The sequence below is a fragment of the Caenispirillum salinarum genome (assembly GCF_044803115.1).
GTDB classification, from domain to species: Bacteria; Pseudomonadota; Alphaproteobacteria; order Rhodospirillales; family Rhodospirillaceae; genus Caenispirillum; species Caenispirillum salinarum_A.
In genome coordinates this window covers 2,493,939-2,505,834 of the sequence record NZ_CP085224.1, presented here as the reverse complement: position 1 = coordinate 2,505,834, position 11,896 = coordinate 2,493,939, and the positions used below count along the sequence as shown (strand labels likewise).

Here is an 11,896-nt window from a genome sequence, read left to right as displayed (position 1 = left end):
ACCCCTCTGCCCAAGAAGCAGGCAGAGCCTTCGCCCACGAAAGAGGCAGGCCCGAACTACACCAGACGGCTCGACTCGCGCGTCCTTTGAATGAGGCCCCAGACCCTCGGGGACACCTGGATTCCCGCCGTTTCGCGATGATGGAAGCGGCGGTGGTATCGGGCTGAGAGTCAAGCCGGTCCTCGCCGCCATCTGTCATTCGAAATGCACAAAACATCGGCACCGACGAATGTCGGTCCGATGGAAGCTGCGACGATGGTCTTGTGGAAAAGTCGGACGCGCAGGGCGCGACCCGCCGAAGAGGAGCGGAACATACAGCAGCCCGAGGTCAAACGGCAAGCGCTTTCTCCATCCGTTTCGGACCGTTCCGCCGGCGCACGAAAAGACCCGGCCGCCACAGGGGCTGACCGGGTCGGAAAGCAGAAATTGTTTCGCGGGCGGTACGGATCAGCCGACCCACCAGTAGAAGACGACGAACAGGAACAGCCACACGACGTCGACGAAGTGCCAGTACCACTCCGACGCCTCGTAGCCGATGCTGTGGCGCTCGCGCACGAAATGACCGTTCCAGGCCCGCGCGAACATGACCGCCAGGAAGCACACGCCAACGAAGACGTGGAAGCCGTGGAAGCCCGTCGCCATGTAGAACACCGACGGATAGATGCCTTCGGTGAAGCCGAAGGCCGCTTCGCCGTATTCCACCATCTGCAGGATGAGGAAAATCACGCCCAGCCCGATGGTCGCCCCCAGCCAGAACAGCTGGCCGCCCTGGCTGCCGCGCTTCATGGCCTTTGCCGAGAACATGAGCGTCACGCCGGACGTCAGCAGGATGGCCGTGTTGATGGCCGGCAGGCCCCATGCGTGCAGGGTCTCGATGCCCTCCGGCGGCCAGGCGGTGACGCCGGGGCTGACCAGAAAGGCATTGTTGAAGTAGGCCCAGAAGAAGGCGACGAAGAACATCACCTCGGATGCGATGAACATGCCCATGCCCATGCGCAGGCCGAGCCGCACCTTGGCGGTGTGGGCCTTGTCCTCCATACCTTCCTTCACCACGTCGCGCCACCAGCCGAACATGGTGACCAGCACCAGCGCGAAGCCGGCCAGCATCACCCACGGCGGGGCATCGTGGAAGTATTGCACCGCCCCGACCGCCAGCACCAACACACCCAGAGAGCCGAGGAACGGCCAGGGGCTGGGGTCGACGATGTGATAGGGGTGCTTGCGGGCCGAATTGGCCTGAACCTCGCTCATGGTGTGGCGCTCCCTTGTTCTGTCGCGGCGTTGTCTCGCGCGCGGGCGGGCGGCGTATGCGGCTTATGAGGCGCCGTCGCCCTTTTTCTTCTCGAAGAACGTGTAGGACAGCGTGATGGTCGAGACGTCGCGGGCGTGCTCGTCCTCCAGAATCGCGGGGTCGACGTAGAACGTCACCGGCATGTCCACGGATTCGCCCGGCTCCAGCCGCTGTTCGGTGAAGCAGAAGCACTCGATCTTGCTGAAGTACTGAGCGGCCTTCGACGGTGTGACGTTGAAGGTCGCCGTGCCGACGATGGGCTCATCCGACGTGTTGCGCGCCTGGTAGGCGACAAGCGTGTCCTGACCCAGCGGTACCGTCACGGCCGTCTGCAACGGGCGGAACCGCCACGGCAGGTCGCGGTTGACCGAGCCGTCGAACCGAATCGTGATCTCGCGCCCTGCGGCGGCGGCGGCCATGGCGTCGCTTTCGTTCTGGGCGACGATCTTGGGCGTCCCGCCGTAGCCCGTGACCTGACAGAACACCTCGTACAGCGGCACGGAAGCAAAAGCCAAGCCTACCATGCCGACGGCGACGCCGGCCAGCGTCAGGCCCAGGCGGGCGTTGCCCTTGTTGGTCGTTGGATGCGTCTGCTGGCTCATGGCGAGCCCTCCCTTCAGCATCGGCTGCGGGCGGCGGCGGCGCCCCCCGGGACGCGCCGCCGCCCCGCCCTTCCCGGCCTCACTCGGCCGGTGCGTGACGTCCGCCGCCCGGAATGACCGGCGGTTCCTCGAAAGCGTGCACCGGCGGCGGCGACGTCAGCGTCCACTCCAGTGTCGTCGCGCCCTCGCCCCAGGGGTTGGCCGGCGCGCGCTTGCCGGCCCACAGCGTGTGGACGACCACGTAGATGAAGAACACCGCCGCGACACCCGCGATGTAGGCGCCCACGGTGGAGATCTGGTTCCAGGCGGTAAAGGCGTCCGGGTAGTCGGGAATGCGGCGCGGCATTCCGGCGGCCCCGGCGAAGTGCTGCGGGAAGAACGTCAGGTTGACGCCGACAAACGTCAGCCAGAAGTGGATCTTGCCCAGCATCTCCGGGTACTGGCGGCCGCTCATCTTGCCGATCCAGTAGTAGAACCCCGCGAACATGGCGAACAGCGCACCCAGGGACAGCACATAATGGAAGTGCGCCACCACGTAGTAGGTGTCGTGCAGGGCGATGTCGACGCCGGCGTTGGCCAGCACCACGCCCGTCACGCCGCCGACCGTGAACAGGAAAATGAAGCCTACCGCGAACAGCATGGGCGTCTTGAACTCGATGGAACCGCCCCACATGGTCGCGATCCACGAGAACACCTTGATGCCCGTCGGCACGGCGATCAGCATGGTCGCCATGATGAAGTAGGCACGGGTGTCCACGTCCATGCCCACGGTGTACATGTGGTGGGCCCAGACAGCGAAGCCGATCAGGCCGATGGCGACCATTGCCCAGACCATGCCCAGGTAGCCGAAGATGGGCTTCCTCGAGAACGTCGAGATCACATGGCTGATGATGCCGAAGGCCGGCAAAATCATGATGTAGACCTCGGGGTGGCCGAAGAACCAGAACAGGTGCTGGTACAGCAGCGGGTCGCCGCCGGCCGACGGGTCGAAGAAGGCCGTGCCGAAGTTGCGGTCCGTCAGCACCATGGTCAGCGCCCCGGCCAGCACCGGCACCGCCATCAGCAGCAGGAAGGCCGTGACGAACATGGACCAGCCGAACAGCGGCATGCGGAACATGTTCATGCCCGGCGCCCGCATGTTCAGGATGGTGACCAGGAAGTTGATGGCGCCCAGGATGGACGAGATGCCGGCGATGTGCAGCGCCAGGATCGCCAGGTCCACGGCGGCGTCCGGGTGACTGACAATGCCCGACAGCGGGGGGTAGAGCGTCCAGCCCGTGCCCGGCCCGGTGCCGGTCACCAGCGCCAGCAGCAGCAGGATGAAGGCCGGCGGCAGCAGCCAGAAGCTGATGTTGTTCATGCGCGGGAAGGCCATGTCCGGCGCGCCGATCATCAGCGGCACGAACCAGTTGCCGAACCCGCCGATCAGCGCCGGCATGACCACGAAAAAGACCATGATCAGGCCGTGCGCGGTGACGAAGACGTTGTAGAGCTGGTTGTCGCCGCCCAGCACCTGCAGGCCGGGTTCGTACAGCTCTGCGCGGATGACCATGGACATCAGGCCGCCGATCAGCCCCGCGACGATCGCGAAGACGATGTACATCGTCCCGATGTCCTTGTGATTGGTCGACAGCACCCAGCGCTTCCAGCCGCTGGGCGCATGGTCATGATGATCGTGGGCGACCGTCCCGCCGGTCGCGGTCCCTTCGTACATGATGCAGTCCCCTCTCGGCCTCTGGTTACCGGCTGGCGAGTTCGGTCGCCGGCGTCTGCGCCGGGGCGATGCCCTGGGCGGCCTGGGTCTCGCTCATCCAGGCCTCGAATTCCTCCCTGGGCACGATTTTCAAGGCGGCCGGCATGAAGGCGTGGTTGACGCCGCACAGCTCCGAGCACTGACCGTAATACATGCCGGGTTCTTCCACCCGCACCCAGGTCTCGTTCAGGCGGCCGGGAATGGCGTCGGTCTTCAGGCCGAGCGCCGGGATGGCGAAGCTGTGAATCACGTCGCTCGCAGTTGTGATGATGCGGATATTGGTGTCCTCGGGCAGCACCACGGGCGTGTCCACGGCCAGCAGGCGCGGCTCGCCCTCTTCCAGGTCTTCCGGATACTTCATGAAGCTGTCCAGGGCGACGTTGCCGTGGTCCGGATACTCGAAGGACCAGTACCACTGGTGCCCGATGACCTTGAGCGTCATCTCGGCATCCTGGGCGCGGTCCATGAAGTACAGCAGCCGGAAAGACGGCACTGCGATGGCGACGAGGATCAGCACGGGGATGGCCGTCCAGGCGATTTCCAGCAGCGTGTTGTGGCTGGTCTTGGACGGCGTCGGGTTCTTCTTCGCGTTGAAGCGGAAGATGCAGTAGCCCAGCAGGCCCATGACCAGCAGAACGATGCCGATCATGATGATGGTGATGTAGTTGTGCAGGTCGTAGATCTGCGTCATGACCGGAGACGCGGGGTCCTGCATGTTCATCTGCCACGGTTCCGGCTGACCGGCCGCGGCGGGCCCCGCCACAATCGCGAGACCGATGAACGCCAGGACGGCGGCGCGAAAACCGCGCAGCCGCGAAAGCCCAAATGCCATGTCCTAGCCTCCCTTGGCTGGACCGTGCCGCCCTCTTGGTTCGGCGCCCCCTTGACGGGTCTGGATGCGTCTGGTGAACGCCGAGAGTCCGGCAACAAGTCCCTGCGAACGCTTATTACTTTTGTTGCATGTGACGACAGTATGAGGATTCGTCTCCGCTGCCGCAACACCTTCCTGAGCGGTTTGAAGGGTTTTTTGAACACATGCAAACCTATTTTTAACGTAGGCATTCCTGATGTTGCGGCGCGCAAAGCCCCTTGTTTTTCTTCTTTACCCGAGTTGCATACATGGTTTCCGCGCCGCATCAACTCCGCAGGCATAACGCTTTGCGGTTGAGACGGGACACGAAAAAGCGGCCCGGAGCGGGTCCGGGCCGCACATGTTGGGCGGCAATGTCGCTGCGCGCGGCGCCGGCGGAGGGTCAGCGGGGCGTCACGCAGTCAAAGCGGACATACCACTCGTCGCCCACCTCGAAGCGGCTGTCGAGGGCCGCGACGCGGCCGTATTGCGCGCAGTAGAGGGCAGCGTCCCCCTTCACCGCTTCAAAGCCGCGACGGCTGAAGAAGCCCACGTCCTCGGCATAGGTGACGGTAAGGGCGCTTGGCGGAAGCGGCGGAGCGGCCTCGGGCACGGTAGGAACCGGGAGCAGGTCTTCCGGCCTGCCCAGGGGGCGGGATATGGACGGCTCCGGCGCAGGCGCGGGGGCCGTCGGCTCGGCCGAGCGGGCCGGCGGCTGATCGGCGTACTCCGGCGGCATGGCCCCCGCCAGCGCCACTGCGGCGGGAGTTGTCGCCGCCAAAAGCGTCGCCACGCCAAGGCGCGTGAAAACTGTCGTGAGTCGCATGATCCCCCTCCTCCCGAAGATACGGGACGGAGTGTGCCATACGAGGGCAGCCCCGCAAAAGGCGGAAAAACCGGCGTTTTTCAGTACTCGCGGTCAGGATGGTCGCGGTGGTCGCCCAGCCGCATGATCCCGACTGCCATGGCGACGCTGCCAAAGGTGCCGCAGATCGACCCCACCAGCAGATAGAGCCCCACGGTCATCCCGAATCCGTCACCGCTGAACAGCAGCGTCCGCATGTTGCCGACATCGGTCGCGATGATGGCGCCGCAGAAGACAAGCCCCGCGATCACGCCGGCGGCGCAATGCTGGACAAGGAACCAGATCAGCGTGTGCCGCCGCTCGTGGTGATGGGAATGGTGATGGTGTCGGTGGTCGAAGCTCATGGCGGAGACCCCACGCCGTGCCGTGCCTGATGAATACGTCTTACGCACCCACATGGGTGCCGGATCGGCGATGGCGCAAGGTGTTCGGACGGAGGATGCGCGGCGCCGTGGGGGGTCATGCCACGGCGGCCGGACAGGCGCATTGCGGATGCGCAAGCGGCACGCTTACGCCGTTATGGCAAGCACCTGCTATTGACCCTTCACGCCGGCATCCTCTAGGTTCACATCTTTTAGAAGCGTAACCCATAATCGACAACCTAAAGGACGCAGCCGCATGAACACGGACGGGCGCCTCGCCGATGCCGGGGCGCGTGATGCCACCGCCCCGGTGGATCATGATGCTGTCGGCGTTGCTGACGTGGCTGTCGTGCTCCTGTCGCTAATTTCCGTCGCCACCATCCTGGCACTGACTGCCGCCGAGATTTCGCCAGAAATGCGACGCCTGTTCGCATTCATCGACTACGGTGTCTGCACACTGTTCGCAGGGAAGTTCCTCCACGACTTTTCAAAGGCACCGAACAAACGGGCGTACATGAGGTGGGGGTGGCTGGACCTGCTCGCGGCGGTCCCGACCGTGGAGCCTCTGCGCTCCCTTCGCCTTGCCGGACTGCTGCGCATCATCCGCGTGCTCCGCGGAGCCCACGGGACGCTAAACGTTGTCCGAAATATCAAAAAGCGGCGCCGCGGCAACGCAGTCTCCGGCGCGTTCTATCTCTCCGCGATCACCATCATTCTAAGCTCGGCGGGGATCATGTGGGCCGAACAGGGCGTGCCCGGGGCCAATATTAAGACGGCGGAGGATGCGCTCTGGTGGACGGTCACGACCATCACGACGGTCGGGTACGGCGACCACTACCCTGTCACCGGCCCCGGCAGACTGATCGCGGTCGCGCTCATGATCCTCGGGATAGGCCTATTCGGCGTGATGACCGGCATCGTCGCGTCCTTCTTCACCGGCGCGAACGATACGGCCGAACATGAGAAGGCGCCGCGAACCCCTTGAATTGCCTCAAGGGGCCGCGAGCCCGCCTCCGAGACTACGCTTCCGCCGCCGCGACCTCTTCAAGCCGCTCCCGGTCGACCTCGATCCGACGCGCGTCCACCTTGCACAGAAGGCCGCTGCGCCGGAAATCGGAGATGAGGCGGCTGGCGGTTTCCTTCGTGATTCCAAGGATCGCTCCCACGTCATCGCGCGACGGAACCTCGAAGCACGGCCGCGGGCAAGCCTCGCTGACGCATTCGTCGTGCAGGTCGGCTAGAAACCGGGCCATGCGCTGTCGGGCGCCTCCGGTGGCGTAGCGGGTCAACCAGCCGTGCGCCGTCTGGACCGCGAGGTGCCAGTGGTGGATCATCCGCGTCGACAGCCAGGCCTGCCGCTCCATCACCATTCGGACGACGCCGATCGGAACGCGGCAGACCTCCACCTCGGTCAGCGCTTCGGCGGTATGGTCGCAGGGCTCCCCGAGCAGGGTCTCAAGCGCCAGGACATCGGTGCGCCGCGCCAGCCGGACGATCCGGTAAGACCCGTCGGGCAGGTAGTTGACCAGCTTGACGACGCCGCGCCGGATGATGAAAAGCGAATCGGCGCGGCTCTCGGCGTCATAGAGGGTCTCTCCCGCCGGAACGACGATATCGGGCACGGCCGGCGCGATCTCGTCGAGTTCCGTGGGGGAAAGTCCTACGAACAGCGCATTTTTCCGGACGGTACAGGATCGGCACCTTTGCGCCCGACGGCCGGCCTCGGAACTGGACTGGCCGGCGCACTGCATCGTCGCCCCTGCCAAATGGCCGATCTGGTTCATGATACCCTCGCCAAACGACGCCACGGGCCGAACCGGCTGGGCGCGGCCTTGCCCCCTGTGTATCGTGCCGGGCGCTCCACGGCAAGGCGTCCGCCGCACCCCCGGCCGTCAAACAAGAAAACCCCGCCAAGCCATTGACTTGACGGGGTTTAACTGGTGAGCCCGACAGGATTCGAACCTGTGACCCGCTGATTAAAAGTCAGCTGCTCTACCAACTGAGCTACGGGCCCTCACCGGGGAGGCGGCAATCTAGGAAACCGGGGGCGGCGGGTCAAGCCCTTAAAATCGCTGTCCCGCCGGCCCCTTACGCCGCAGCACCCCGGCCCAAATCACTCCTTGACGTCGGCCGCGACGCGCATTTCCAGAATGCGGTCGGGATAGGGCACCATGCCGTTCTGCGAGCCCAGGCCCTTTTTGATCTGGTCCACGTGCTCCATGCCCTCGGTCACCTGACCCCAGATGGTGTACTGGCCGTTCAGGTGCGGGGCTTCCTCGAAGACGATGAAGAACTGGCTGTCGGCGCTGTTGGGGTTCGCCGCGCGCGCCATGGAGACCGTGCCGCGCACGTGCTTCTCGTTGGAGAACTCGGCCGGCAGGTTCTGGCCCGAGCCGCCCGTGCCGGTGCCCGTCGGATCGCCACCCTGGGCCATGAAACCCGGGATCACGCGGTGGAAGGGCGTGCCGTCGTAGAAACCCTCGCGCACCAGTTCCTTGATGCGGGCCACATGCTTGGGCGCCAGGTCCGGGCGCATCTCGATGACCACGCGGCCGTGCTCGAGGTCCATGTACAGGGTGTTCTCGGGATCGGCGGCGGAGGCCGTCTGGGACGCGGTCATGATGAGGAAAACTCCGATCAGTGCGCTCAGAATGCGGTTCAGCATGGATACATCCTTTTCCCGCAGGCGCGGGTGCGTGAGCTGATAATCGGCGGCGAGGGCTCGGCACCCTCGCCGCCTGAACGGGTCAGGTGGCATTGCCGCCGGCGGCCGCCTTCTCCTCGGCGAAGCGGCTTTCCAGCGCCTTGCGCACCGTTTCGGGCACGAAGGTGGATATGTCGCCGCCCAGCCGCCCGATCTCCTTGACGAAGCGGGAGGAGATGAACTGGCAGCGTTCCGATGCCATAAGGAACACCGTGTCGATGCGCGGGTTCACGCGGGCATTCATGCCGGCCATCTGGAACTCGTATTCGAAGTCCGAGACGGCGCGCAGGCCCCGGATGATGGTTTGCGCACCGCACTCGGCCGCAAAATGCATCAACAGGTTGTCGAAGGGCCGGACCTCGATGGTGCAGCCGTTCTTGTTCGGAAGGGCGTCGACGGCGGCGCGGGTCAGGTCCGCCCGCTCCTCCAGCGTGAACAGCGGGCCCTTGCCGGCGTTCACCGCCACCCCGATGATCAGCCGGTCCACCAGCTTGGTCGCCCGGTTGATGATGTCCAGGTGGCCGTTGGTGATGGGGTCGAACGTGCCGGGATAAACGCCGACGCGATCAGCCATTGCCCTCGCCTCCTTCCTCGGCGCCGCCCTCGGCCTCCGGGTTCTCGCCGGCGTCCGGCCCCTCGCCGTCCTCGCCCTCTTCCAACCCGGCCTCTTCGGCCTCGGTGCCGTCCAGCGACAGGTGGGCGACGGAGACCACCGATTCATCGGGCGCGGTGCGGAAGAGCGTCACGCCCTGGGTGTTGCGGCCGGCGATGCGGATGTCGTGCACGCCCATGCGGATGATCTGCCCGGCGTTGGAAATCAGCATCACCTGATCGGTGTCGGAGACGGGGAAGCTGGTCACCACCAGGCCATTGCGGGCGCCGGTGTCGATGTTGGTGATGCCCTGCCCGCCGCGGCCGGTGATGCGGTACTCGAAGGCCGACGTGCGCTTGCCGTAGCCGTTCTCCGTGACCGTCAGGATGAATTCCTCGGCCTCGGCGAAGGTGTCGAACTGCTCGCGCGTCAGGCTGTGCTCGGCCAGCACGGCGTCCAGGTCCACCTCGTGAGCCTCGCCGCCTTCCTCGGCGCCGTTGCCGTTGGCACGGCGGAGGGCGCTGGCGACGCGCAGGTAGGCGTCGCGCTGCTCGATGTCGAACTCCACATGCCGCAGAATGGACAGCGACACCACATGGTCGCCCTCGGCCAGCCGGATGCCGCGCACGCCCATGGACGTGCGGCCGGCGAACAGGCGCACGCCGCCGATGGGGAAGCGTATGCACTTGCCGTTCCGCGTCGCCAGCAGAACGTCATGGGCGTCGGAGCATGTGGCGACGCCGATCAGGCTGTCGCCCTCCTCCAGCTTCATGGCGATCTTGCCGTTGGACTTGATGTTGGTGAAGTCCGACAGGCTGTTGCGCCGCACCGTGCCGGCGCTGGTGGCGAACATGACGTGCAGGTCGCCCCAGGTCTCCTGGTCCTCGGGCAGGGCCATGACGGTGGAGACCGTCTCGCCCTCGTTCAGCGGCAGCAGGTTCACCATGGCCTTGCCGCGCGACTGCGGGTTGCCCAGCGGCAGGCGCCAGACCTTCATCTGGTAGACCATGCCTGTGGAGCTGAAGAACAGCACCGGCTGGTGCGTGTTGGCGACGAACACGCGGGTCACCACGTCCTCGTCGCGCGTCTGCATTCCTGCCCTGCCCTTGCCGCCGCGCCGCTGGGCGCGGTAGGTGGTCAGCGGCACGCGCTTGATGTAGCCCGACGAGGTGACCGTGACGACCATGTCCTCGCGCTGGATCAGGTCCTCGATGTCGGCCTCGAACTCGCTCTCCTCGATGGTGGTGCGGCGGGGAGTGGCGTACTCCTCCTTCATTTCCACCAGTTCGGTTCGCATGATCTCGAACATCCGCTCGCGCGAGCGCAGGATGGCAAGATATTCCTCGATTTCGCCGCCGATCTCGCGCAGTTCGCCGTGGATCTTCTCGCGCTCCAGGCCGGTCAGGCGCTGCAGGCGCAGTTCCAGAATGGCCTTGGCCTGAGCCTCGGACAGCTTGTACTTGCCGTCGATGACCTGGTGGCTGGGGTCGGCGATGAGTTCCACAAGCGGCTCGACGTCGCCGGCCGGCCAGGACTTCGCCATCAGCTGGTCCTTGGCGGTGTTGACGTCGGGCGCGGCGCGGATCAGTTCGATGACGGGGTCGATGTTCTCCACCGCGATCGCCAGGCCCACCAGGGTATGGGCGCGCTCGCGGGCCTTGCGCAGCAGGTAGATGGTGCGCCGGCGGATGACCTCTTCCCGGAACTGGATGAAGGCGCGCAGCACGTCGACCAGGCGCAGCATCTCGGGCTTGCCGCCGTTGATGGCCAGCATGTTGACGCCGAAGCTGGTCTGCAGCGGCGTGTAGCGGTAGAGCTGGTTGAGCACCACCTCGGCCACGTGGTCGCGCTTGACCTCGATGACGACGCGCACGCCGTGGCGGTCGGACTCGTCGCGGATGTCGGAGATGCCCTCGATGCGCTTGTCGCGCACCAGTTCGGCCATCTTCTCCTGCATCGTCGCCTTGTTCACCTGGTACGGAACCTCGGTGACGATGATGGCCTCGCGCCCCTTGGACGGTTCCTCGATGTGGCAGCGCGCCCGCATGACCACCGACCCGCGGCCCGTGGTGTAGGCGGACCGGATGCCCGAGCGCCCCAGGATCGTGCCGCCGGTCGGGAAGTCCGGGCCGGGGATGATGGACAGAATATCCTCTTCCGAGATCGACGGATCGTCGATCATGGCGCACAGGGCGTCGATCACCTCCCCCAGGTTATGGGGCGGGATGTTCGTCGCCATGCCCACGGCGATGCCGCCCGCGCCGTTGACCAGCAGGTTCGGAAAGCGTGCCGGGAGGACGATGGGCTCCCAGGAGCTTTCGTCGTAGTTGGCCTGGAAGTCGACCGTTTCCTTGTCGATGTCGTCCAGCAGCGAATGCGCGGCCTTGGCCAGGCGCGCCTCGGTGTAACGCATGGCCGCCGGGGCGTCGCCGTCCATGGAGCCGAAGTTGCCCTGCCCGTCGATCAGCGGCAGCCGCATGGACCACGGCTGCGCCATGCGGACCATGGCGTCGTAGATCGCGCTGTCGCCGTGCGGGTGGTACTTACCCATCACGTCACCGACGATGCGCGCCGACTTCTTGTAGGGCTTGTTGTACTCGTACCCGTTTTCCTTCATGGCGTAGAGAATGCGCCGGTGCACGGGCTTGAGGCCGTCGCGCACGTCGGGAAGGGCACGGCTGACGATCACGCTCATGGCGTAATCGAGGTACGAGCGTTTCATCTCGTCCTCGATGGCGACCTGCGTGACGTCGTACTCGGGCGGAGTGGACGGGGGGTTCGTCAATGCTGTGGCCTGAAATGGATGACTGGGCGAATGTGCGGCGCCGGCGCGGTCCCGGCGCGAAGTGTCCCCGGAGCGGCACCATCCGGTCGCGG

General features: G+C 65.5%; 11 protein-coding genes and 1 tRNA gene. 1 reads left to right on the top strand and 11 read right to left on the bottom strand.

Features of this window, described 5'->3' with window-relative positions:
* Positions 1-447 precede the first annotated feature (447 nt).
* The 6 genes from LG334_RS11515 to LG334_RS11490 form a co-directional block, all read right to left on the bottom strand.
* Complete coding sequence (locus LG334_RS11515) at positions 448-1,251, bottom strand: cytochrome c oxidase subunit 3 (protein WP_404386237.1); 804 nt, start codon at positions 1,249-1,251, stop codon at positions 448-450.
* 63 nt (positions 1,252-1,314) lie between these two features.
* On the bottom strand, positions 1,315-1,893 hold the full coding sequence (locus LG334_RS11510; protein ID WP_404386235.1) for a cytochrome c oxidase assembly protein: 579 nt from the start codon (positions 1,891-1,893) through the stop codon (positions 1,315-1,317).
* A gap of 79 nt (positions 1,894-1,972) precedes the next feature.
* On the bottom strand, positions 1,973-3,607 hold the full coding sequence (gene ctaD, locus LG334_RS11505; RefSeq protein ID WP_404386233.1) for a cytochrome c oxidase subunit I: 1,635 nt from the start codon (positions 3,605-3,607) through the stop codon (positions 1,973-1,975).
* 25 nt (positions 3,608-3,632) lie between these two features.
* On the bottom strand, positions 3,633-4,478 hold the full coding sequence (gene coxB / locus LG334_RS11500; protein WP_404386231.1) for a cytochrome c oxidase subunit II: 846 nt from the start codon (positions 4,476-4,478) through the stop codon (positions 3,633-3,635).
* Between the two features lie 421 nt (positions 4,479-4,899).
* A complete protein-coding gene (locus LG334_RS11495; RefSeq protein WP_404386229.1) occupies positions 4,900-5,322 on the bottom strand; it encodes a hypothetical protein in 423 nt (140 codons plus the stop codon).
* Between the two features lie 80 nt (positions 5,323-5,402).
* A complete protein-coding gene (locus LG334_RS11490) occupies positions 5,403-5,705 on the bottom strand; it encodes a hypothetical protein (RefSeq protein ID WP_404386227.1) in 303 nt (100 codons plus the stop codon).
* A 274-nt stretch (positions 5,706-5,979) separates the two neighbouring features.
* Between LG334_RS11490 and LG334_RS11485 the strand changes: the two genes are divergently transcribed.
* Positions 5,980-6,708 carry a potassium channel family protein gene (locus LG334_RS11485; RefSeq protein ID WP_404386225.1) on the top strand — a complete coding sequence of 243 codons (729 nt, stop codon included), beginning with the start codon at positions 5,980-5,982 and terminating at the stop codon, positions 6,706-6,708.
* A gap of 34 nt (positions 6,709-6,742) precedes the next feature.
* Here LG334_RS11485 and LG334_RS11480 read toward each other — a convergent pair whose 3' ends face one another.
* The 5 genes from LG334_RS11480 to gyrA form a co-directional block, all read right to left on the bottom strand.
* Positions 6,743-7,507 carry a Crp/Fnr family transcriptional regulator gene (locus LG334_RS11480; protein ID WP_404386223.1) on the bottom strand — a complete coding sequence of 255 codons (765 nt, stop codon included), beginning with the start codon at positions 7,505-7,507 and terminating at the stop codon, positions 6,743-6,745.
* A 154-nt stretch (positions 7,508-7,661) separates the two neighbouring features.
* Positions 7,662-7,737: transfer RNA gene (locus LG334_RS11475), tRNA-Lys, on the bottom strand.
* Between the two features lie 99 nt (positions 7,738-7,836).
* Complete coding sequence (locus LG334_RS11470; RefSeq protein ID WP_404386221.1) at positions 7,837-8,388, bottom strand: peptidylprolyl isomerase; 552 nt, start codon at positions 8,386-8,388, stop codon at positions 7,837-7,839.
* Positions 8,389-8,470: 82 nt separating this feature from the next.
* Positions 8,471-9,001: a pantetheine-phosphate adenylyltransferase gene (coaD, locus tag LG334_RS11465; protein WP_404386219.1), complete on the bottom strand. Its 531-nt coding sequence runs from the start codon at positions 8,999-9,001 to the stop codon at positions 8,471-8,473.
* Positions 8,994-11,804, bottom strand: coding sequence for a DNA gyrase subunit A (gene gyrA, locus LG334_RS11460; RefSeq protein ID WP_404386217.1), 2,811 nt, complete (start codon positions 11,802-11,804; stop codon positions 8,994-8,996). Before gyrA ends, coaD begins: the two co-directional genes overlap by 8 nt.
* Positions 11,805-11,896 lie beyond the last annotated feature (92 nt).

What these genes read in the sequence shown, in the direction of transcription:
- LG334_RS11515 (WP_404386237.1), bottom strand. Translation starts at nt 1,251, where the DNA reads ATGAGCGAGGTTCAGGCCAATTCGGCCCGCAAGCACCCCTATCACATC.
- LG334_RS11510 (WP_404386235.1), bottom strand. Translation starts at nt 1,893, where the DNA reads ATGAGCCAGCAGACGCATCCAACGACCAACAAGGGCAACGCCCGCCTG.
- ctaD (WP_404386233.1), bottom strand. Translation starts at nt 3,607, where the DNA reads ATGTACGAAGGGACCGCGACCGGCGGGACGGTCGCCCACGATCATCAT.
- coxB (WP_404386231.1), bottom strand. Translation starts at nt 4,478, where the DNA reads ATGGCATTTGGGCTTTCGCGGCTGCGCGGTTTTCGCGCCGCCGTCCTG.
- LG334_RS11495 (WP_404386229.1), bottom strand. Translation starts at nt 5,322, where the DNA reads ATGCGACTCACGACAGTTTTCACGCGCCTTGGCGTGGCGACGCTTTTG.
- LG334_RS11490 (WP_404386227.1), bottom strand. Translation starts at nt 5,705, where the DNA reads ATGAGCTTCGACCACCGACACCATCACCATTCCCATCACCACGAGCGG.
- LG334_RS11485 (WP_404386225.1), top strand. Translation starts at nt 5,980, where the DNA reads ATGAACACGGACGGGCGCCTCGCCGATGCCGGGGCGCGTGATGCCACC.
- LG334_RS11480 (WP_404386223.1), bottom strand. Translation starts at nt 7,507, where the DNA reads ATGAACCAGATCGGCCATTTGGCAGGGGCGACGATGCAGTGCGCCGGC.
- LG334_RS11470 (WP_404386221.1), bottom strand. Translation starts at nt 8,388, where the DNA reads ATGCTGAACCGCATTCTGAGCGCACTGATCGGAGTTTTCCTCATCATG.
- coaD (WP_404386219.1), bottom strand. Translation starts at nt 9,001, where the DNA reads ATGGCTGATCGCGTCGGCGTTTATCCCGGCACGTTCGACCCCATCACC.